The organism is Nocardioides sp. CPCC 205120, from assembly GCF_048654585.1.
Classification (GTDB): Bacteria; Actinomycetota; Actinomycetes; order Propionibacteriales; family Nocardioidaceae; genus Nocardioides.
Genome location: NZ_JBMCYY010000001.1, coordinates 1,524,998 through 1,546,406, shown reverse-complemented (window position 1 = coordinate 1,546,406; position 21,409 = coordinate 1,524,998). Strand labels below are relative to the sequence as shown.

At 73.6% G+C, this 21,409-nt stretch carries 15 protein-coding genes; 7 read left to right on the top strand and 8 right to left on the bottom strand.

The features are described from left to right. Positions 1-99: 99 nt before the first annotated feature. Positions 100-816, bottom strand: a complete 717-nt coding sequence (locus ACOACO_RS07120) for a DsbA family oxidoreductase (RefSeq protein ID WP_420295541.1) — start codon at positions 814-816, stop codon at positions 100-102. A 131-nt stretch (positions 817-947) separates the two neighbouring features. On the opposite strand from ACOACO_RS07120, the gene ACOACO_RS07115 reads away from it, so the two are divergent. Continuing rightward, positions 948-1,880: an ABC transporter ATP-binding protein gene (locus tag ACOACO_RS07115; RefSeq protein ID WP_420295540.1), complete on the top strand. Its 933-nt coding sequence runs from the start codon at positions 948-950 to the stop codon at positions 1,878-1,880. Beyond that, entirely contained in the window at positions 1,877-2,746 is an 870-nt protein-coding gene (locus ACOACO_RS07110; protein WP_420295539.1) for an ABC transporter permease, read from the top strand. Before ACOACO_RS07115 ends, ACOACO_RS07110 begins: the two co-directional genes overlap by 4 nt. 102 nt (positions 2,747-2,848) lie before the next feature. Here ACOACO_RS07110 and ilvC read toward each other — a convergent pair whose 3' ends face one another. The 4 genes from ilvC to ACOACO_RS07090 all read right to left on the bottom strand — a co-directional run bounded on the left by ilvC (position 2,849) and on the right by ACOACO_RS07090 (position 7,274). Further along, positions 2,849-3,874 (bottom strand): ketol-acid reductoisomerase, encoded by a 1,026-nt coding sequence (gene ilvC, locus ACOACO_RS07105; protein ID WP_420295538.1) that lies wholly within the window; start codon positions 3,872-3,874, stop codon positions 2,849-2,851. 48 nt (positions 3,875-3,922) lie between these two features. Then, positions 3,923-4,513, bottom strand: coding sequence for an acetolactate synthase small subunit (gene ilvN / locus ACOACO_RS07100; protein ID WP_420295537.1), 591 nt, complete (start codon positions 4,511-4,513; stop codon positions 3,923-3,925). Beyond that, on the bottom strand, positions 4,510-6,279 hold the full coding sequence (locus ACOACO_RS07095) for an acetolactate synthase large subunit (RefSeq protein WP_420295536.1): 1,770 nt from the start codon (positions 6,277-6,279) through the stop codon (positions 4,510-4,512). Before ACOACO_RS07095 ends, ilvN begins: the two co-directional genes overlap by 4 nt. 329 nt (positions 6,280-6,608) lie before the next feature. Further along, positions 6,609-7,274 carry a VOC family protein gene (locus tag ACOACO_RS07090; RefSeq protein ID WP_420295535.1) on the bottom strand — a complete coding sequence of 222 codons (666 nt, stop codon included), beginning with the start codon at positions 7,272-7,274 and terminating at the stop codon, positions 6,609-6,611. 249 nt (positions 7,275-7,523) lie between these two features. Between ACOACO_RS07090 and ACOACO_RS07085 the strand changes: the two genes are divergently transcribed. Then, positions 7,524-10,712: a S8 family serine peptidase gene (locus ACOACO_RS07085; RefSeq protein WP_420295534.1), complete on the top strand. Its 3,189-nt coding sequence runs from the start codon at positions 7,524-7,526 to the stop codon at positions 10,710-10,712. 189 nt (positions 10,713-10,901) lie between these two features. Then, a complete protein-coding gene (locus ACOACO_RS07080; RefSeq protein WP_420295533.1) occupies positions 10,902-12,434 on the top strand; it encodes a DHA2 family efflux MFS transporter permease subunit in 1,533 nt (510 codons plus the stop codon). On the opposite strand, the gene ACOACO_RS07075 is transcribed toward ACOACO_RS07080, so the two are convergent. Both ACOACO_RS07075 and ilvD read right to left on the bottom strand, forming a co-directional pair. Then, complete coding sequence (locus ACOACO_RS07075; protein ID WP_420295532.1) at positions 12,431-13,522, bottom strand: kynureninase; 1,092 nt, start codon at positions 13,520-13,522, stop codon at positions 12,431-12,433. The genes ACOACO_RS07080 and ACOACO_RS07075 overlap by 4 nt on opposite strands. A 175-nt stretch (positions 13,523-13,697) precedes the next feature. Beyond that, positions 13,698-15,419: a dihydroxy-acid dehydratase gene (ilvD, locus tag ACOACO_RS07070; protein ID WP_420295531.1), complete on the bottom strand. Its 1,722-nt coding sequence runs from the start codon at positions 15,417-15,419 to the stop codon at positions 13,698-13,700. Positions 15,420-15,543: 124 nt separating this feature from the next. Here ilvD and ACOACO_RS07065 point away from each other — a divergent pair, with 124 nt between their 5' ends. From ACOACO_RS07065 to ACOACO_RS07055, 3 genes are read left to right on the top strand one after another with little or no spacing between them, the layout of a single operon-like run. Continuing rightward, positions 15,544-16,299 (top strand): beta-phosphoglucomutase family hydrolase, encoded by a 756-nt coding sequence (locus tag ACOACO_RS07065; protein WP_420295530.1) that lies wholly within the window; start codon positions 15,544-15,546, stop codon positions 16,297-16,299. An 8-nt stretch (positions 16,300-16,307) separates the two neighbouring features. Beyond that, positions 16,308-18,806, top strand: a complete 2,499-nt coding sequence (locus ACOACO_RS07060; protein WP_420295529.1) for a glycoside hydrolase family 65 protein — start codon at positions 16,308-16,310, stop codon at positions 18,804-18,806. Positions 18,807-18,859: 53 nt separating this feature from the next. After that, a complete protein-coding gene (locus tag ACOACO_RS07055; protein WP_420295528.1) occupies positions 18,860-19,672 on the top strand; it encodes an EamA family transporter in 813 nt (270 codons plus the stop codon). Positions 19,673-19,719: 47 nt separating this feature from the next. Here ACOACO_RS07055 and ACOACO_RS07050 read toward each other — a convergent pair whose 3' ends face one another. After that, the gene (locus tag ACOACO_RS07050) at positions 19,720-21,375 is read right to left on the bottom strand and encodes an alkaline phosphatase D family protein (RefSeq protein WP_420295527.1); all 1,656 of its coding nucleotides are present in this window, start codon (positions 21,373-21,375) and stop codon (positions 19,720-19,722) included. Between the last annotated feature and the right edge of the window lie 34 nt (positions 21,376-21,409).

Genomic DNA, 21,409 nt, shown 5'->3' with positions numbered 1-21,409 from the left:
AGGGGCCGGCGGAAGCGCGCGCGACGGCGCCTGTGGACAGCCACCGGGCCGTCCACAGGACGCGGTCGACGCGCTGGCGTCAGGCCGTGGGGAGGGGGATCATGCGCCGGGGACGGCGCACCCGTCGGGCCCGCAGGCCTCGGCGTCGCCGCCCACCTGCACGAGCGTGGGGTGCGACTCGGCCCACGCCTGGCGCAGCAGCTGGTCGAAGACCTCGGTGGGCTGGGCGCCCGAGACGCCGTACCTGGCGTCGACCACGAAGAAGGGCACCCCGGTCGCGCCGTACGCCCGCGCCTGGGCGACGTCGGCGGCGACCGCCTCGGCGTACGCGTCACCGGCGAGCACCTCGTCGACGCGCGCGGCGTCGAGCCCGGCACCCACGGCGGCGGTGCGCAGGACCTCGTGGTCGCCGACGTCCTCGGCCCGCAGGAAGTACGCCGCGAGCAGCGCCTCCTTGAGCTCGCGCTGCAGCGCCGGGCCGCCGGTCTCGAGCGCGAGGTGGAGGAGGCGGTGGGCGTCGACGGTGCGGGTGTGCACGTTCTCGAACAGCCGCATCTCGAGGCCCTCCTGGGCCGCGACCTCGACGAGCTGCTCCTGCATCTGGCGCATCTCGGCCTCGCCGCGCCCGTACTTGCGGGCCAGCACCGCGGTCGTCAGCTCGTGCCCGTGCTGCGGGGCGGAGGGGTCGAGCTCGAAGGAGCGGTAGACCACCTCGACCTCGTCGGCGTGCTCGAAGCCCGCCAGGGCCTTCTCCAGCCGGCGCTTGCCGACGAAGCACCAGGGACAGACGACGTCGGACCAGATCTCGATGCGCACGCCCCCACCAACCCCGGGAGCCCCCGGCCCATTCCCCCACCCGGTCCCCCACCCACCCCGGGGTCGGGCCGGGGTCGGGCCAGGACTTCCCCCGATGTCGCCGGGGCCGCCGCACCGCGAGGCTCGGGACCATGATCGAAGTGACCGGACTGACCAAGACGTACGGCGCCCACCGCGCCGTCGACGACGTGACCTTCACGGCCCGCCCCGGGCGGGTCACCGGCTTCCTGGGGCCCAACGGCGCCGGCAAGTCCACGACCATGCGGATGATGGTCGGCCTCACGCCGCCGTCGGCCGGGAGCGCCACCGTCTGCGGGGCGCGGTTCACGGACCTGCCCAACCCGCCCCGCGAGGTCGGCGTGCTCCTCGACGCCTCCGCCCAGCACGCGGGCCGCACCGGCCGGGAGATCCTGGCGATCGCCGCGCAGACCGCCGGGCTCCCCCGCACCCGGGTCGACGAGATGCTCGACCTCGTCTCCCTCACCCCCACCGAGGCGGAGCGCCGGGTGCGCAACTACTCGCTCGGCATGCGCCAGCGCCTCGGCATCGCGGTCGCCCTCGTCGGGGACCCCGACGTGCTGGTGCTCGACGAGCCCGCCAACGGCCTCGACCCGGCCGGCATCCGCTGGATGCGCGACCTGCTGCGCGGCTTCGCCCAGCGCGGCGGGACCGTGCTGCTCTCCTCCCACCTGCTCGGCGAGATCGAGGTCGTCGCCGACGACCTGGTCGTCATCGGCCGCGGTCGCATCGTCGCGCAGGGCACGAAGGCCGAGCTGCTGGCCTCCGCCGGCACGGTCGTCGTGCCCGCGGAGCCCACCGACGGCGCCGCCCTGGTGCGCGCCCTCGGCGCCGCCGGGATCACCGTGACCCGCACGCACGACGGCGCGCTCTCCGTCGAGGCCCAGCCCCGGGAGGTGGGCCGGGTGGCGCACGCCGCCGGCGTACCGCTCGCGGGCCTGCGTGCCGCCGACGGCGCCGGTCTCGAGGAGATGTTCCTCGAGCTGACCGCCGACACCCAGCGCGAGACCCCCGCCCCGCTGCGGACGGCAGGGGCAGCGGCATGAGCGCGCTCGTCACTCCGCCGGCGGGCACGGCGGGCACGGCCGGCCCGGCCGGCCCGGTCGCCCCGGGGAGCAGCCCCGTCGCCGGTACGGCGGTCCGCACCCCCCGCCCCGACCTGCGACGCCCGTCGTTCGCCCGGCTCGTCGGTGTGGAAGCCCGCAAGACGTTCGACACCCGGGCCGGCCTCTGGCTGTGCGTCAGCGTCCTCGTGCTGGCCGTCGTGGCCAGCGTCGCCGTGGTGCTGTTCGCCCCGGACGAGGCGCTCACCTACGAGACGTTCGCGAGCGCCATCGGCATGCCGATGGCCATCGTGCTGCCCGTGCTCGCGATCCTCTCGGTGACCAGCGAGTGGAGCCAGCGCAGCGGCCTGGGCACCTTCACCATGGTGCCGGCGCGGGGCCGGGTGATCGCCGCGAAGGCGGCCGTCGCCGCGGTCGTCGGCGTGGTCTCGATGCTCGTGGCGATGGTCGTCGGGGCGCTGGGCACCGTGGTCGGCTCGGCGCTCGCCGGCACCGACCCGGTGTGGGACTCCTCGGTGAGCACCCTGGTCGGCATCGTGATCGCCAACCTGCTCGGCATGGCGATCGGGTTCATGCTGGGCGTGCTGCTGCGCAGCTCGCCGGCGGCGATCGTGGGCTACTTCGTCTACTCGTTCGTCGTGCCCACGCTGTCGATGACGCTCGCCGCGTTCCAGGACTGGTGGGCCGACCTGCAGCCCTGGCTCGACTTCAACTTCGCGCAGAGCAGCCTCTTCGAGGGCTGGCCCGGGGGCGAGGAGTGGGCCCAGATCGGGGTCTCGTCGCTGCCGTGGCTGGTGCTGCCGCTCCTCGTCGGGCTCTGGATGCTGCGCCGCTCCGAGGTGAAGTGAGCCCGACCGGGCCGCGGCAGCCGACCGGCCCCTGACGGCGAACGCCTCCGCCCCCCGCGAGGGGGACGGAGGCGTTCGTCGTGGTGCGGCCGGGGCCGGGGGTCAGCGCGCGGCCGAGCCCTCGGTGTAGTCGGCGTCGGTCTGCTGCCACGAGAAGTGCGAGCGCAACTCCTTGCCGGTCGCCTCGATCGGGTGGCCGGCCTCCTTCGCGCGCAGCTCGGTGAACTCCACGCCGCCCTTGTCCTGGTCGTCGATGAAGCGCTTGGCGAAGGTGCCGTCCTGGATGTCGGCCAGCACCGCCTGCATCCGCTCCTTCACGCTCGCGTCGACGACGCGCGGGCCCGAGACGTAGTCGCCGTACTCGGCCGTGTCGGAGACGCTCCAGCGCTGCTTGGCGATGCCGCCCTCGAACATGAGGTCGACGATCAGCTTGAGCTCGTGGAGCACCTCGAAGTAGGCGATCTCGGGCTGGTAGCCCGCCTCGGTCAGCGTCTCGAAGCCGGCCTGCACGAGGTGGGACACGCCGCCGCAGAGCACGGCCTGCTCACCGAACAGGTCGGTCTCGGTCTCCTCGGTGAAGGTCGTCTTGATGACGCCCGCGCGGGTGCCGCCGATGGCCTTGGCGTAGGACTTCGCGAGGTCCCACGCGGTGCCGCTGGCGTCCTGCTCGACCGCGATGATGTCGGGGATGCCGCGGCCCGCGACGTACTCGCGGCGCACCGTGTGGCCCGGGGCCTTCGGGGCCACGAGGACCACGTCGACGCCGGCCGGCGGGGTGATGTAGCCGAAGCGGATGTTGAAGCCGTGGCCGAAGACGAGGGTGTCGCCCTCCGCGATGTGCGGCTCGATCGACTCCGTGTAGAGGTGGCGCTGCACCTGGTCGGGCGCGAGGACGACGATGACGTCGGCCTCCTCCACGGCCTCGGCCGGGGTGAGGACGCGCAGGCCCTCCTCCTCCGCCTTCGCCCGGCTCTTCGAGCCCTCGGGCAGGCCGACGCGGACGTCGACACCCGAGTCGCGCAGGTTCAGCGCGTGGGCGTGGCCCTGGCTGCCGTAACCGATGACCGCCACGTTCTTGCCCTGGATCAGGGACAGGTCGGCGTCGTCGTCGTAGTACATCTCAGCCACGTCGGGCTTCTCCTTCGTCGTTGTCTTCTAGAGGGGGTACGGCGGTGCTCAGCCCGCGACGGCGGGTGCCGTCGGTGCGGGTGCCGTCGGTGCGGGGGGCGCGGTGGGCACGGGGACCGGCACCGGTCGCACGGTGCGCTCCGTGATGGAGCGCGACCCGCGGCCGATGGCGACCATGCCCGACTGCACGAGCTCGCGGATGCCGAAGGGCTCGAGCACCCGCAGGAAGTCCGCGATCTTGCCGGCGTTGCCGGCGATCTGGATGGTCACGGCGTCGGGGGCGACGTCGATGACCTTGGCCCGGAAGAGCTGGACGGTGTCGAGCACCTGCCCGCGCGTCTCGGAGTCGGCGCGCACCTTGACCATGACGAGCTCGCGCGCGACCGAGGCGGTCGGGTCGAGCTCGACGATCTTGATGACCTCGACCAGCTTGTTGAGCTGCTTGACGACCTGCTCCATCGGCGAGGACTCCACGTCCACGACGATCGTCATGCGCGAGACGTCCGGGTGCTCGGTCGGGCCGACCGCGAGGCTGTCGATGTTGAAGCCGCGGCGGCTGAACAGGCCCGCGATGCGGGCCAGGACGCCGGGCTTGTCCTCGACCAGCACCGACAGGGTGTGCTTGGTGCTCGTGCTCATACCAGTTCGTCCTCGTCGAAGGTGGGCGCGAGGTCGCGCGCGTACTTGATCTCGTCGTTGCTCGTGCCGGCGGCAACCATCGGCCACACCATCGCGTCGCGGTGCACCCGGAAGTCCACCACGACGGGCACGTCGTCGATCGACATGGCCTTCTCGATGACCGAGTCGACGTCGCCGGGGGTCTCGCAGGACAGGCCGACGCAGCCGTACGCCTCCGCCAGCCGCACGAAGTCGGGGATGCGCTTGGAGTGCAGGTCGGTGTTGGAGTAGCGCTCGTTGTAGAAGAGCGTCTGCCACTGCCGCACCATGCCGAGCGACTCGTTGTTGATGAGCGCCACCTTGATCGGGATGCCCTCGATCGCGCAGGTCGCCAGCTCCTGGTTGGTCATCTGGAAGCAGCCGTCGCCGTCGATCGACCACACCGTGGTGTCGGGGCGCCCGACCTTGGCCCCCATGGCGGAGGGCACCGAGAAGCCCATCGTGCCGAGGCCGCCGGAGTTGATCCACGTGCGCGGGTTCTCGTACTTCACGAAGTGCGCGGCCCACATCTGGTGCTGGCCGACGCCCGAGCAGTAGATGGCCTCCGGACCGGCGATCGCGCTCAGCCGCTCGATCACGTGCTGCGGGGCGAGCGAGCCGTCGGCGGGCGCGTCGTACCCCAGCGGGTAGCGCTTCTTCACGCCGGCGAGGAACTCGACCCAGCCCTCGTAGTCGCCCGTGTGGCCGGCGTCGGCCTGGGAGACGAGCAGCGCCGTCAGCTCGCTGATGACCTCGCGGGCGTCGCCCACGATCGGCACGTCGGCGTGGCGGTTCTTGCCGATCTCGGCCGGGTCGATGTCGGCGTGCACCACGAGCGCGTTCGGGGCGAACGAGTCGAGGTTGCCGGTGACGCGGTCGTCGAAGCGGGCGCCCAGGCTGATGATGAGGTCGCTCTTCTGCAGGCCCGCGACGGCCGCGACCGTGCCGTGCATGCCGGGCATGCCCAGGTGCTGCGGGTGGCTGTCGGGGAACGCGCCCAGCGCCATCAGGGTCGTGACGACCGGCATGCCGGTGAACTCGGCCAGGCGCAGCAGCTCGCGCGACGCGCCGGAGCGGATGACGCCGCCGCCGACGTAGAGCACCGGGCGGCGGGCCTCGAGGATGAGCTTGACGGCCTCGCGGATCTGCTTGGTGTGCGGGCGCGTGACGGGGCGGTAGCCCGGCAGGTTGATGTCGGTGGGCCAGTCGAAGGTCGTGGCGGCCTGCAGCGCCGACTTCGCGATGTCCACCAGCACGGGACCGGGGCGACCCGTCGAGGCGATGTGGAACGCCTCGGCGATCTTCACCGGGATCTCGGCGGGGTCGGTGACGAGGAAGTTGTGCTTCGTCACCGGCATCGTGATGCCGCGGATGTCCGCCTCCTGGAAGGCGTCCGTGCCGATCATCGCCGCGCCGACCTGGCCGGTCACCGCCACCATCGGCACCGAGTCCATGTGGGCGTCGGCCAGCGGCGTGACGAGGTTCGTCGCGCCCGGGCCGGAGGTGGCCATGCAGACGCCCACCCTGCCGGTCGCGGCGGCGTACCCCTGCGCGGCGTGGCCGCCCGCCTGCTCGTGGCGCACGAGGATGTGGCGGATGCGGGTGGAGTCCATCAGCGGGTCGTACGCCGGGAGGATGGCGCCGCCCGGGATGCCGAAGATCGTGTCGACCCCGGCGTTCTCCAGGGACTTCACCAGGCTCTGTGCCCCGGTCACGGACGGGCCGGTCGCCTCGGGGTGCTCAGTCATCAGCCTCGAACTTCCTCGTCAGCCCCCGCGTCGTCGCGGGAGCACTGGTGTGCTGTCGTGCGGGTCCTGCTCGCCGGCCCGGACCGGTGACCGTCCAAGTCTCCGGCACCGGTGTCGGGCCAACAAAAAACCCCTCGGCCTGACGGCAACGAGGGGATGACGCGGGAACGTGGGGCTCGGGGCCTCAGCTCACGCGTCGCGTGCGTACGAGAAGGACAGTGCGCATGCGCCCTACGGTCGCCGCCGGGGACCGACGACGTCAACCCAGTCTGCCACGCGTTCCACATGCTGGTACGTCGGTCCCACATGTCGACACGCAGCGGGCTACCTCAGCGGTCCTGCCACGTGCACACGCAGGCCTTGTTGCCCTCCGCGTCGGCGAGGACCCAGAAGGCGCGGGCCGCGGCGTCGCTGACGAGGGTGCCGCCCGCGGCCAGGGCTGCCGCGACGCGCTGCTCGGCCACGTCGTGGGGCACCGTGATGTCGAGGTGGAACCGCATCCGGCCCTCCGCCTCCCCCGGCGCGGGCGGGTCGCACTCCTGGAACCACAGGGCCGGCAGGACGTTGACCTCGTCGCGCACCTCGTCGGGCGAGCCCGGCCGGTCGGCCAGTCCCAGCACCGCCCGCCAGAACGGCTTGACGCGGGAGAGGTCGGGGGTGTCGAGGGCGATCTCCAGCTGCTGCACCGTCGTCGGCTCCGGGCGCGCGCCGAGCTCGGCCGCCAGCTCGCTGACGCGGCGGGCCAGGGCGACGTCGCGCTCGGTGACCCCGTCGGCGTCGTGGCTGCTCGTGACCACCCGCAGCGCGCCGTGCCGCAGGTCGAGGTCGGGGTGGTGGTCCACCTCGGCGGCGTGGGCGCCGACGGCCGCGACCAGGGCCAGGCCCACCGCGTAGTCGTCGAAGGTGAAGCGGGCGTGCAGGCGGCCCAGCAGGAACCGCCAGTCGGCGAGGTCGGCGGCGAGAACCTGCTCGGGCGTGAGCGTCGTCGGGGTCATGGCCCCATCCCAGCACCGGGCGCCGACGCTGACGAGCCCCCGGCCACCGTCCGGTCACGGTTCGGAGAAATCCTCTCCGGGACGCTGGGCGCCGTCGGTGCTTCGGCATACAGTGCGCGGACGCCGGAGTTCTTCCGGCCGCGGGAATTTCGGGAACGCGGCCGCCGGCGACAATCGAAAGCGAGATCTCGGGTGTTCACTACTCCTCGACGGTGGGCCGGCCTGGCCGCACTCACCCTCGGCGCGACGATGCTCTCCGTCGCGCCCAGCTCCGCCGCTCCGGGCGACCCGGGCGCCGAGCCCCTGCCGATCCCCCAGACGACCCCGCCGTCCGTCGCCCGGGCTCCCATCGCCCCCGGTGTCGACCTCGACACCGAGGCCCGGCAGAGCGTCTTCGTCCAGGTCAGCGGTGCAGGTGCCGCCGACGCCGCCGCCCAGGGGTCGGCCTCGACGGCCAGGCGCCGGGCCACCGACCGCCGCGCCCAGGTGCAGGGCACCGCCGACCGCATCGTCGCGGCGGCCCGTGCGAAGGACTCGGGCGCCGCCGAGCTCTACACGGTGGCCAACGCGGTCCCGGGTGTCGCGATCAGCGCCAACACCGCCGCGATCCGTGCCCTCGCCACCCAGCCGGGCGTCGTCAAGGTCTCGCGCATCACCGAGCGGACCCTCGACAACTCGAGCGCCGCGGGCCTCGTGCGCGCCAACCAAGTCTGGTCCTACAACGGCAACACCGGCGACGGCGTGCGCATCGGCGTCATCGACACCGGTGTCGACTACACCCACGCCACCTTCGGCGGTCCCGGCACGGTCGAGGCCTTCGAGGCCGCGCAGGCGACCTCGACGGAGGACGGCTGGCTCCAGGCGCTGCCGGCCGCCGGCCGCGCCAAGGTCGTCGGCGGCTACGACTTCGTCGGCGACGACTACAACGCCGACGACACCGCCGAGTCGTACAACCCGGTGCCCTCCCCCGACCCGAACCCGCTCGACTGCCAGGGCCACGGCTCCCACGTGGCCGGCAGCGCGGCGGGCTACGGCGTGATGCCCGACGGCTCGACGTTCGCGGGCGACTACGCCACGGTCGGCCCCAACACCCTGCGCGGTCTCAAGATCGGTCCGGGCATGGCGCCCCAGGCCGAGATCTTCGCCCTGCGCGTCTTCGGCTGCGAGGGCAGCACGGACCAGGTCATCGCGGCCCTCGACTGGTCGCTCGACCCCAACGGCGACGGTGACTTCTCCGACCGCCTCGACGTGGTCAACATGTCGCTGGGCTCCGCCTACGTGCCCTCCGACGACCCGCAGAACGAGGTCGTCGACGCCCTGACGCGCCACGGCGTGCTCACCGTCGCCTCCAACGGCAACGAGGGTGACATCACGGACGCCGGCGGCTCCCCCGGCAGCGCGACCAGCTCGCTCGCGGTCGCCAGCAGCGTGGACGCCATGCAGCGGCGCGACGCCATCCGCGTGACGGCGCCGAGCGAGGTCGCGGGCACCGCCGCCGGCCAGTTCTCGACCGCCTACCCCTTCGCCACCAGCGACCCCGTGGCCGGCACGGTCGCGACCGTGCCCGGCGCCAACGCCGACGGCTGCCAGCCGTTCAGCGCCACCGACGCCGCCCGCGTGGCCGGCAAGGTCGCGTGGCTCGAGTGGGACGACAACGACGCCACGCGTCGCTGCGGGTCCGGCGTCCGGTCAGCCAACGCCCGCGAGGCGGGCGCGATCGGGGCGATCTTCACCAGCGAGCTCGACGTCTTCGGCGCGGGCATCCTCGGCGACGCCCAGATCCCCGTCATCCAGCTGACGGGCAACGACACCGACCGGCTCCGCCCGGCCGCCGAGGCCGGCACGCTCGCGGTGCAGTTCGACGGCTCCCTGGCGCAGAGCGTGGCGACGTACGACGAGGCCATCGTCGACACGGTCTCCGGGTTCACCTCGCGCGGCGGCCACGGCACCTACAGCGGCGTGAAGCCCGACGTCGCCGCCCCCGGCGACACGATCAGCTCGGCGGCGGTCGGCAGCGGCAACGGCATCGCCACCATGTCGGGCACCTCGATGGCCGCCCCGGTCACCGCGGGCGTCGCGGCGCTCGTGCTGGCCCAGCACCCGTCGTACTCCCCGCTCGAGGTGAAGGCCGCCGTGATGAACACGGCGACCAACGACCTGTTCGAGGGTGCCAGCCGCTCGGGCGACCGCTACGGCCCGGCCCGGGTCGGCGCCGGTCGCATCGACGCGCGGTACGCGGCGGGCACCTCGACGCTGGCGTGGACCAACGGCAACGACAACCCGGTCTCGGCCACCTTCGGCATCGTCAACGCGCCGATCACCACCGAGAAGCTCACGCGCCAGAAGACGATCACCGTCCGCAACGACGCGAGCCGCGCGGTCACCTACCAGCTCGGCTACCAGGCGGCCACGACCCAGCCGGGCGTCGGCTACTCCCTGTCGGCCAGCAGCCTGACGGTGCCGGCCCGCTCGCAGCGCTCGGTGACGCTGACGATGACCGTCTACCCGCGCCGCCTGGCGCGCGTCATCGACCCGACCATGGCCACCGAGCAGCTGGGCGTGCCCCGCCAGTTCGTCACCGCCGCCTCGGGTCGCGTGACGATCAAGTCGGGCAACAACCCGGCGCTGCGGGTGCCGGTCCACGGTGTCGCCCGTCCGAACTCGACGACCACCTCCACCGTCACGAACGACCAGCTCGTGCTCGACGGCGCGGGCGTGGCCCAGGGCGGCAACGGCGTCAGCGGCCACCGCTCGATGGTGTCGGTCCTCGAGCTCGGCGCGCGCAGCGGCCAGATGCCGCTGTGCACGGGCACGCAGGTCGTCGGCTGCGTCGACCAGGGCTCCGACCGCGGCATGGACCTCCAGGCCGTGGGCGCCGGTGCCACCGACGACTACCTCTGGTTCGGCATCGACACCTGGGGTGACTGGGCGACGGTCGGGCGGGCCAACATCCCGTTCGTCGACTACGACATCGACGGTGACGGCTCGGCCGACGTGGAGACGTACCTGCAGTTCTTCACCGACACCGACGTCCTCTACTCCGTCACGGTCGACCTGCGGACGGGCGCCACGCTGGACCAGCGCCCGGTGAACTTCTACGAGGCCGACCGCGACACCAACGTGTTCGACACCGACGTGGCGCTGCTGCCGGTCTCGAAGGCCGCCCTCGGGCTGCCGACCGACGGCTCGAGCGCGCCGATCACCTACGTGGCCGGCGTGTTCGACGCCGCGACCGGCGGGCTCGCCGACACGACCCGCCCCGTGGCGTTCGACGCGGGCACCCCGGCGGTCGCCACCGCCGGTCCCGTGTTCGCCGACACCGACGGCGCGACGATCGACCTGCTCGGCGCGGGCGGCAAGGAGGCGCTCGTCCTGCACCTCCTCGGCGCCCCCGGCCAGCGCTCGGAGATCGTCCCGGTCCCGGCCTCGGCGGGCTGAGCCACCGCACGACGGCTCCACCGGCACCACCAGCACGACACCGACGGCCGTCGGTCCCCCCCGGGGGGGCCGGCGGCCGTCGCCGTGCGACCGCCCGCCAACTCGCTCGACCCCGGCGGCCCCGCGGCGTACCGTCCCGCCCGGCGCCGACCGGCCGTCCCACCCCCACACCACCGACGGAGACCTCGCATGCCCGACCCGACCACCCCGCACGCCGCAGCCGGGGCCCCCGGGGCCCCCGACGCGGCCGGGACCGACGCACCCGAGGTCAGCCCCTGGCCCGCGCTGTGGGCGATGGTCATCGGGTTCTTCATGATCCTCGTGGACACCACGATCGTCTCCGTCGCGACGCCGGCGATCATGACGGGGCTGGGCACGGACGTGAACAACGTGATCTGGGTGACGAGCGCCTACCTACTGGCGTACGCCGTGCCCCTGCTCGTCACGGGCCGGCTCGGCGACCGCCTGGGGCCCAAGCGCGTCTACCTCGTGGGGCTCACGGTCTTCACCCTCGCGTCGCTGTGGTGCGGCCTGACCTCCAGCGTCGAGGGCCTGATCCTCGCCCGGGTCCTCCAGGGCTTCGGCGCCTCGATGATGACGCCGCAGACGATGGCCGTCATCACCCGCACCTTCCCGGCGGCGAACCGCGGCGGCGCGATGGCGCTGTGGGGCGCGACCGCGGGCGTGGCGACCCTCGTCGGTCCGATCCTCGGCGGCGTGCTCGTCGACGGGCCGGGCTGGGAGTGGATCTTCTTCATCAACGTCCCCGTCGGTGTCGTCGCGTTCGCGCTCGCCTGGCGGCTCGTGCCGGACCTGCCGACCCACACCCACTCGTTCGACTGGGTGGGCGTCGCGCTCAGCGCGGTCGGCATGTTCCTGCTGGTCTTCGGCATCCAGGAGGGCGAGAAGTACGACTGGGGCACCATCACCGGCGTCCTGTCGGTGCCGTTGCTCATCGTCGCCGGCCTCGTCGTGCTCGTGGCGTTCGTGGCCTGGCAGGCGCGGATCCGCACCGAGCCCCTCGTGCCGCTCGGGCTGTTCCGCGACCGCAACTTCTCCCTCGCCAACGGCGGCATCACGCTCGTCTCCTTCGCCGTCACCGCGTTCGGCTTCCCCGTGACGCTGTGGGCGCAGGCCGTGCGCGGCTGGAGCCCCACCGAGACCGGGCTCCTGCTGGTGCCCATGGCGCTGGCCACGGGCTTCCTGGCCCCGGTGGTCGGGCGGCTCGTCGACCGGGCGCACCCGCGGAGCATCACGATCGTCGGCTTCCTCGCCTCCGCGCTGGCGCTGCTGTGGCTCAGCCGGCTCATGACGACCGACAGCCCGGTGTGGCAGGTGCTGCTGCCGCTGGCGCTCTTCGGCGTCGGCAGCGCGTTCCTGTGGGCGCCGCTCAGCGCGACGGCCACCCGCAACCTGCCGCTGTCGTCGGCCGGGGCGGGCTCGGGCGTCTACAACACGACGCGGCAGGTCGGGGCCGTCCTCGGCAGCGCCGCGGTCGCCGCGCTCATCCAGGCGCGGCTGGCGGCCAACCTGCCGGGCGCCTCGGGCTCGGTCGAGGAGGTGCGCACCGGGGGCGGGGCGATGCCCGCGGAGGTCGCCGACCGGTTCTCCGACGCGATGGCCCAGGCCGTGCTGCTGCCGGCCGGCGCCCTGTGCGTCGGCGTGCTCGTCGTGCTGTTCTTCGCCGCCCCCCGCCACGCGGGCCACGGGCAGCGCCGCTAGCCGGCCCCGGCCGCCAGCAGGGCGGAGCGGACGGCGAGCACGCCCGCGTGCGCCTCGGCGTACGACGTCGAGAGCGGCGACAGCCCCACCCGCAGGCCGTGGGGGTCGCGGTAGTCCGGCAGCACGTCCTCGCGCCACAGCCGGGCCACCACCTCGCGCATGGCGGGGTGGGTGAGCGTCACGTGGCCGCCGCGGGCGGCGGGGTCGCGGGGGCTGGCGAGCCGCACCCCGAGCGGGGCGAGGTGGGTGTCGGCGAGGTCGACGACGTACGACGTGAGGCCCGCCGCCTTGGCGCGGACCGCCGGGACGCCGGCCTCGTCGAGCAGCGCCACCGCGTCGCGCAGCGGCTGCATCGCGAGCACCGGCGGGGTGCCCGACAGGAAGCGCCGCATGCCGGGGGCCGGCTCGTGGCCCGGGCCCATCGCGAACGGGTCGGCGTGGCCCATCCAGCCGGTGATGGGCTGGCGCAGCTCGTCCTGCAGCCGGGCCGCGACGTACGCGAAGGCGGGCGCGCCGGGCCCGCCGCCGAGGTACTTGTAGGTGCACCCCACCGCCACGTCCACGTCGGCGGCGTCGAGCCCGACCTCGACGGCGCCGGCCGAGTGGCACAGGTCCGCGAGCACGAACGCGCCCGCGGCGTGGGCGGCGGCGGTGACGCCGGCGAGGTCGGCCAGGTGGCCCGACCGGTAGGCGACGTGGCTGAGCACGACCACGCCCGTGCGCGGGCCCAGCAGCGGCTCGAGCGCGGCGACCTCGACCCCGCCGTCGGTCGGCACCTCGAGCCAGCGCACCGTCAGGCCGCGCTCGGCGGCGACCCCCTCCACCACGTAGCGGTCGGTGGGGAAGTTGTCGGTGTCGACCACGACCTCGGTACGGCGCGGGTCCCGCGCCACCGCCGCGTCCACGAGGGCGCGCAGCAGCTTGTAGAGCAGCACCGTGGTCGCGTCGCCGACGACCGTCTGGCCCGGCGCCGCGCCCAGCGCGACCCGCCCGAGGTCGTCACCGAGCGTGAGCGGCAGGTCGAACCAGCCCTCGTCCCAGCCCCGGATGAGCCGCCCGCCCCACTCGGTCTCGACGAAGGACGCCATCCGCTCCACCGTCGTGCGCAGCGGACGGCCCAGCGAGTTGCCGTCGAGGTAGACCAGCGACGTGCCCGCCCCGACGAACCGCTCGCGGTACGCCGCCAGCGGGTCGGCGCGGTCCAGGTCGGCCGGGTCGAGCCCGGCCGGGTCGGGGTGCTCCGGGGCGGTCAGCGGACCCGCCTCAGAAGGTGACGGCGCCGTGCGCGGCCGACTGCACGGTGCGGGCGTACTTGCCGAGGACGCCGCGGGTGTACTTCGGGGGCAGCGGCTCCCAGCCCTCCTTGCGGCGCTCGAGCTCGTCGGCGTCGATGTCGACGTCGAGGCGGCGGTTGGCCACGTCGAGCGTGATCCGGTCCCCGTCGCGCACGAACGCGATGGGGCCGGCGTCGACCGCCTCGGGGGCGACGTGGCCGACGCACAGCCCCGTCGTACCGCCGGAGAAGCGGCCGTCGGTGAGGAGCAGCACGTCCTTGCCGAGGCCGGCGCCCTTGATGGCGCCGGTGATGGCGAGCATCTCGCGCATGCCCGGGCCGCCCTTGGGGCCCTCGTAGCGGATGACGACCACGTCGCGGGGCTTGAGCTCGCCGGCGGCGAGCGCGTCCATGGCCGCCCGCTCGCCGTCGAAGACCCGCGCGGTGCCCTCGAACACGGACTCGTCGAAGCCGGCCGACTTCACGACCGCGCCCTCGGGGGCGAGCGTGCCGTGGAGGATCGTCAGGCCGCCCGTGGCGTGGATGGGGCGGTCGAGCGTGCGGATCACGTCGTCGTCGACGGCCGGCGGGGCGATGTCGGCCAGGTTCTCCGCCATCGTGCGGCCGGTGACGGTCAGGCAGTCGCCGTGCATGAGGCCCGCGTCGAGCAGGGCCTTCATCACCATCGGGATGCCGCCCTTCTGGTCGACGTCGTACATCACGTACTTGCCGAACGGCTTGAGGTCGCCGAGGTGCGGCACCTTGTCGCCGATGCGGTTGAAGTCCTCGAGCGTCAGGTCGACCTCGGCCTCGCGGGCGATGGCCAGCAGGTGCAGCACGGCGTTGGTGGAGCCGCCGAGCGCCATGACGACGGTGATGGCGTTCTCGAACGCCTCCTTCGTCATGATCTGGCGCGCGGTGATGCCGCGGCGCAGCAGCTCGACGACGGCCTCGCCCGACTTGTGGGCGTAGCCGTCGCGGCGGCGGTCGACCGCCGGCGGGGCGGCGGAGCCGGGCAGCGACATGCCGAGGGCCTCGGCGACGGCGGCCATCGTGTTGGCGGTGTACATGCCACCGCAGGCGCCCTCACCGGGACAGATGGCGCGCTCGACCTTGTCGACCTCCTCGCGGGAGATCTTGCCGGCCAGGCAGGCGCCGACGGCCTCGAAGGCGTCGATGATCGTCACGTCGCGGCCGTCGACCTTGCCGGGCATGATCGAGCCAGCGTACAGGAAGACGCTCGAGAGGTCGAGGCGGGCCGCGGCCATGAGCATGCCGGGCAGCGACTTGTCGCAGCCCGCCAGCAGCACGGAGCCGTCGAGGCGCTCGGCCATCATCACGGTCTCGACCGAGTCGGCGATGACCTCGCGGGAGACCAGCGAGAAGTGCATGCCCTCGTGGCCCATCGAGATGCCGTCGGAGACGGAGATGGTGCCGAACTCCATCGGGAACCCGCCCGCGGCGTGCACACCGTTCTTCACGGCCTTCGCCAGGCGGTCGAGCGACAGGTTGCAGGGGGTGATCTCGTTCCACGAGGAGGCGACGCCGACCTGCGGCTTCTCCCAGTCGTCGTCACCCATGCCGACGGCGCGCAGCATGCCGCGCGCGGCGGCCCGCTCGAGGCCGTCCGTGACGTCGCGCGAGCGCGGCTTGATGTCGGGCTTGGTGTCGGGCTGGGTCTCGGACTGCGGGTCGGGGGCGCCACCGGTCATGGCCCCAGGGTAGACCCGCGACGCCCCCCGCCCACCGGCGCGCCGGGATGCGGGCGGTGACCGGTAACCCCCCGTTAACGACGTCCTCCTCACGGCCCGCACGGCGGGGCCCTAGCCTGTCCCGGTGACAACTGCGATCGACTGGTCCGAGCACCGTGCTGCCCTCTTCGACCTCGACGGCGTGATCACGCCGACGGCGGAGGTCCACATGCGCGCGTGGGAGGTCATGTTCAACGACTTCCTGGCCGGTTGGGACGGCCCGGGCGACACCTCGCCCTACACGGATCGCGACTACTTCGACCACGTCGACGGCAAGCCCCGGTACGACGGGGTGCGCGACTTCCTCGCCTCCCGCGGCATCGACCTGCCCGAGGGCAGCGAGAGCGACAGCCCGGAGGCCGAGACCGTCCACGGCCTGGGCGACCGCAAGAACGAGTCGTTCAACGAGGTGCTGGAGCGGGAGGGCGTGCGTCCCTACCCGGGCTCCGTCGCCCTGCTCGACCACCTGGCCACGCTCGACATCCGCCTCGCCGTGGTGTCGTCGTCCGCGAACGCCCCCGCCGTGCTGCGCACCGCGGGCCTGCTCGACCGCTTCGAGACCGTCGTGTCCGGCACCGTCGCCAAGGAGCTGGGCCTGCCGGGCAAGCCCGCGCCCGACACGTTCCTCCACGCGGCCGCCACGCTGGGCGCCGACGCCGCCAGCTCCGTCGTGCTCGAGGACGCCGTGTCCGGCGTGCGGGCCGGCGCGGCCGGCGCCTTCGCCGCCGTCGTCGGCGTGGACCGCGGCGCGGGCGCCGCCGTGCTGACCGAGGCCGGCGCGACCGTCGTCGTCACCGACCTGGCCGAGCTCGTGCCCGGTGTCCCCGGGGTCGACGCCTGATGGCCGCCATGCGCAAGGACGTCCCCGACGACCCGATGGACCGGGGTCGCTTCCCCGTCGACCCGTGGCGCCTCGTCGAGACCGACCACTTCCCCGGCGACCTCGGGCTGACCGAGACGCTCTTCACCGTCGCCAACGGCTACCTGGGCATGCGGGGCAACCCTGCCGAGGGCCGTGACGCCCACGCCCACGGCACCTTCATCAACGGCTTCCACGAGACGTGGCCCATCAAGCACGCCGAGGGCGCGTTCGGCTTCGCGCGCACGGGCCAGACGATCGTCAACGTGCCCGACGTGAAGGTGCTCAAGCTCTACGTCGACGACGAGCCGCTGAACCTGGGCACGGCGGACCTCGAGCAGTACGAGCGCTCGCTGGACTTCCGGGCCGGCGAGCTCACGCGGACCCTGGTGTGGCGCACCCCGTCGGGCAAGCGCGTGCGGGTGGTCTCGCGACGCATGGTCTCGATGCCCGAGCGGCACCTGTCGCTGCTGAGCCTCGAGGTGACGATGCTCGACGGCGACGCGCCCATCGTCATCTCCTCGCAGATCCTCAACCGCCAGGACGGCAAGGACGAGTACCACGTGCCGGGCGCCTCGCTCGGCGAGGGCCTCGATCCCCGCAAGTCGTCGGGGTTCGAGCACCGCGTGCTGCTGCCCCGCGCCCACTACGCCAACGAGCAGCGGATGCTCCTGGGCTACCAGTGCGCCCGGTCGAAGATGACGGTCGCCGTCGCCGCCGACCACCTCCTCACCTGCGAGGGCACCCACGAGGTGATCCGGAACGCCGAGGAGGACATGGCGAAGTACGTCGTGCGCGCCGACGCCGCCGAGGGCAGCACGATCCGGGTCGACAAGCTGGTCGCCTACCACTCGTCGAAGGGCGTGCCCGTCCGGGAGCTCTCCGACCGGTGCGACCGCACCCTGGACCGGGCGCGGCGCCTGGGCGTGGACCACTACCGCGACGAGCAGCGCGCCTGGTTCGACCGCTTCTGGGCCGGCGCCGACGTCGTCGTCGAGGGCCAGCCGGAGCTGCAGCAGGCCATCCGCTTCAACCTCTTCCAGCTCGCCCAGGCCAGCGCCCGCGCCGACCACCAGGGCGTGCCCGCCAAGGGCGTCAGCGGGTCGGGCTACGAGGGGCACTACTTCTGGGACACCGAGGTCTACGTCCTGCCGTTCCTCACCTACACCTCGCCCGACACGGCCCGCAACGCGCTGCACTTCCGCTGCCGCATGCTGCCCGCCGCGCGCGAGCGGGCCCGCGAGATGGCCCAGGCCGGCGCCCTCTTCCCGTGGCGCACCATCAACGGCGAGGAGGCGTCGGCGTACTACGCCGCCGGCACCGCCCAGGTGCACATCGACGCCGACATCTCCTACGCGCTCGCGAAGTACGTCGACGCGACCGGCGACACGGGCTTCCTCGTGCGCGACGGCATCGACATCCTCGTCGAGACCGCGCGGATGTGGGCCGACATCGGGTTCTGGCGCACCAACGGCGCCGACTCGTTCCACATCCACGGCGTGACGGGCCCGGACGAGTACACGACGGTCGTCAACAACAACCTCTTCACCAACGTCATGGCCCGCTACAACCTCGAGCGCGCCGTGCAGGCGGTGCGGGACCTCGCCCAGAGCGACCCCGCGGCGTACACGCAGGTCGTGCACCGCACGGGGCTGCGCGCCACGGAGGTCGACGAGTGGGCGCGGTGCGCGGCCGGGATGACGATCCCGTTCGACGAGACGCTCGGCATCCACCCGCAGGACGAGCACTTCCTGGACCGCGAGGTGTGGGACCTGTCCCGCACCCCGATGGAGCTGCGGCCGCTGCTGCTGCACTACCACCCGCTCGTCATCTACCGGTTCCAGGTGCTCAAGCAGGCCGACGTGGTGCTGGCGCTCTTCCTGCAGGGCGACCGCTTCACCGCGGAGGAGAAGAAGGCCGACTTCGAGTACTACGACCCCATCACCACGGGCGACTCGACGCTGTCGGCGGTCGTGCAGTCGGTGATGGCGGCCGAGGTCGGCTACCACGAGGTGGCGCTGCGCTACTTCCGCTCCGCCCTCTACGTCGACCTCGTCAACCTGCACGGCAACACCGTCGACGGCCTGCACGTCGCCTCGATGGGCGGCGTCTGGTCGGCGCTCGTGAGCGGCTTCGCCGGCATGCGCGACCACGGGCAGCGGCTGTCGTTCGACCCGCGCCTGCCGGTCGACTGGCCGTCGCTGTCGTTCCCGCTGCAGTGGCACGGCACGACCGTGCAGGTGACCGTCACGCAGGAGGACATCACCGTCGCGGTCGTCGTCGGCGACGGGGACGTGCCGTTCCGGGTGCGGGGCGAGGACCACGTCGCCCGCCCCGGCGCGCAGGTCACCGTGGCGCTGACGCACCAGGGCCCCCGCAAGGACGGCGTGCTGGGCGACCGGCCGCTCGTCGGCGGCCACCGCGCGGACGGCACCGTCATCACCGCCGGCGTGCCGACCCCGGTCGTCGGACCCGACGAGGAGTCCTGAGCACCCCGCCCCTGGGCCGTGCCGTCGGCCTCGTCCTCGTCGGCATCGCCTCGGTGCAGCTCGGGGCGGCGGTCGCGAAGGGCCTCTTCGGGGAGGTCAGCCCGACCACGATCGTGTGGCTGCGCCTGGTGACCAGCACGCTCGTGCTGCTCGCCTGGGCGCGACCGCAGGTGCGGGGCCGCTCGCGCAGCGACTGGCTCGTGGTGCTCGGGTTCGGGCTGAGCCTGGGCACGATGAACTGGGCGATCTACCAGTCGTTCGCCCGCATCCCGCTGGGAATCGCGGTGACGATCGAGTTCGTCGGGCCGCTGGCCCTCGCCCTCGTCGGCAGCCGGCGCCCGCGCGACCTCGTGTGGGTCGGCCTGGCCGCCGCCGGGGTCGTGCTGCTCGGCGCCGAGCCGGCCGACCTCGACCCGGTGGGCGTCGCCTTCGCCCTCGTCGCCGGCGTCGCGTGGGCGGCGTACATCCTGCTCAGCGCCCGCACCGGGGCGCAGTGGCCCGGTCTGCAGGGACTGGCGGTGGCGAGCCTGGTCGCGACGGTGCCGCTCACGCCGTACGTGCTGACGGCGCACGGCGGGCACCTGCTCGACACGCGGATCCTGCTCGTCGGGCTCGCCGTCGGGCTGCTGAGCTCGGTCGTGCCCTACTCGTGCGAGCTCGTGGCGCTGCGCACGCTGCCGCCCTCGGTGTTCGGGATCCTCATGAGCCTCGAGCCCGCCGCCGCCGCCGTGGCGGCCCTGGTGGTGCTCGGCGAGCTGCTCACCGCGCTGCAGGTCGCGGCGCTCGCCTGCGTCGTCGCCGCCGTCGCGGGCGCCACGGCGACCTCGCGCGGCGCGCCGCCGCACGCCGAGCCGGCCCCCGACTGAGGACCGGCCCGGCGGGCGGCGACCAGGCCACGACGGTCAGTAGCCGGTCAGTAGCCGGTCTCCTCCCGGATCGTGTCCGCCACGACCTGCTCGTCGCTCGGCAGCGCCCGGCGGGCCCGGAGGCCGGCCGCGGCCGCGAGCGGGGCGTCGGCGACCTGCTGCATGCCGCGCACCCGGTCCTCCACGACGTACGAGCGGCGGGTGAAGGCCTGCGCGTCGGGCGTGGTGACCACGGGGACGCAGCGGTGGTCGACCCGCATCGCGCCCGGCTCGATCGTGGTCGAGACGTAGCCGCGCAGGTTCGTCCAGAACCGGATGTTGGGGTTGTCCGGCATCCACGGGTGGGTGCCGGTGGGGTCGTCGTACCCGTCCCCGCCCGAGGTGATCGACGTCGTCACGAACTCCGAGCCGATCGGCGTCGTGGGCTCGTCGTAGTCGAGGTACAGGTCGCTGGCCCAGTGGGCGTGCACGTCGCCGGTGAGGACGACGGGGTTGCGCACCCGGGCGTCGACGAAGCCCTGGCTGATCCGCTGCCGCGACGCCGGGTAGCCGTCCCACGAGTCCATCGAGACGGTCGTGGCCGCCCCCGTCGCGTTGCGCCGCCCGCCGAAGAAGACCTGCTGGCCGAGCACGTCCCAGCGCGCGCCGGAGGCCCGCAGCCCGTCGAGCAGCCACCGCTCCTGCGCGAGGCCGGGCAGCGAGCGGGCGGGGTCGTCGTACCCGCCGCCGGGGGTCTTCCAGCCGTCGCCCTGCGCCTGGTCGGAGCGGTACTGGCGCGTGTCGAGCATGTGGAACGTCGCCAGGCGGCCCCACGAGACGCGGCGGAACAGCTGCATGCCCGGGCCGCGGGGCACCGACGTGCGCCGCAGCGGCATGTTCTCGTAGTAGGCGCGGTACGCCGCCGCGCGCCGCTCGGCGAACACCGCCTGCTCCGCCGGCCTCTCCGAGACCAGCGCCGCGTAGTTGTTGTCGACCTCGTGGTCGTCCCAGACCACCAGCCACGGGGCGGCGGCGTGGGCGGCCTGCAGGTCGGGGTCGGTGCGGTACTGCGCCAGGCGCTGGCGGTAGCCCGCCAGCGTGGTGGTCTCCGGGCCCGCGTGCGGGCGCAGGTGGGCGGGGTTGGCCGCGCCCTCGTACTGGTAGTCGCCCAGGTGGAGGATCAGGTCGGGCTGCTCCTCGGCGAGGTGGCGGTAGGCGGTGAACCAGCCCACCGGGAAGTTCGAGCACGACGCGAACGCCATGCGCAGCTGCCGCGGCAGCGCCCACGGCGCGGGGGCGGTGACGGCGCGGCCGACGCCGGAGACGTGGGCGGCGCCGCGCGAGCCGGTGCGGAAGCGGTACCAGTACTCCCGGCCCGGGACGAGGCCGCGCACCTCGACGTGCACGGCGTGGGCCGACTCCGGGCCGGCGCTGACCTGCCCGCGGCGCACGACGCGGCGGAACGAGGGGTCGGCCGCGACCTCCCACGCCACCTGGTAGCGGCGCGAGGGCATGCCGCCCGCGCCGTCGGCGGCGAGCGGCTCGGGCGCGAGGCGCGTCCACAGGACGAAGCCGTCGGGGGCGGGGTCGCCCGAGGCGACACCGAGGGTGAAGGGGTCGGCGCCCAGCGTGGGGGCGGCCGCCGTACGACGGGTGTCGGTCGCCGCCGCGGCGGGCGCGAGCAGCGCCGGGGCGACGGACGGGGCGAGGAGGGCGGGCGCCACGACGGCGCCGGCACCCAGAAGTGTTCTCCGAGAT

Coding starts and splice junctions, on each gene's coding strand:
- ACOACO_RS07115 (WP_420295540.1), top strand. CDS start 948: ATGATCGAAGTGACCGGACTGACCAAGACGTACGGCGCCCACCGCGCC.
- ACOACO_RS07110 (WP_420295539.1), top strand. CDS start 1,877: ATGAGCGCGCTCGTCACTCCGCCGGCGGGCACGGCGGGCACGGCCGGC.
- ilvN (WP_420295537.1), bottom strand. CDS start 4,513: ATGAGCACGAGCACCAAGCACACCCTGTCGGTGCTGGTCGAGGACAAG.
- ACOACO_RS07095 (WP_420295536.1), bottom strand. CDS start 6,279: ATGACTGAGCACCCCGAGGCGACCGGCCCGTCCGTGACCGGGGCACAG.
- ACOACO_RS07090 (WP_420295535.1), bottom strand. CDS start 7,274: ATGACCCCGACGACGCTCACGCCCGAGCAGGTTCTCGCCGCCGACCTC.
- ACOACO_RS07085 (WP_420295534.1), top strand. CDS start 7,524: ATGCTCTCCGTCGCGCCCAGCTCCGCCGCTCCGGGCGACCCGGGCGCC.
- ACOACO_RS07080 (WP_420295533.1), top strand. CDS start 10,902: ATGCCCGACCCGACCACCCCGCACGCCGCAGCCGGGGCCCCCGGGGCC.
- ACOACO_RS07075 (WP_420295532.1), bottom strand. CDS start 13,522: ATGGCGTCCTTCGTCGAGACCGAGTGGGGCGGGCGGCTCATCCGGGGC.
- ilvD (WP_420295531.1), bottom strand. CDS start 15,419: ATGACCGGTGGCGCCCCCGACCCGCAGTCCGAGACCCAGCCCGACACC.
- ACOACO_RS07060 (WP_420295529.1), top strand. CDS start 16,308: ATGCGCAAGGACGTCCCCGACGACCCGATGGACCGGGGTCGCTTCCCC.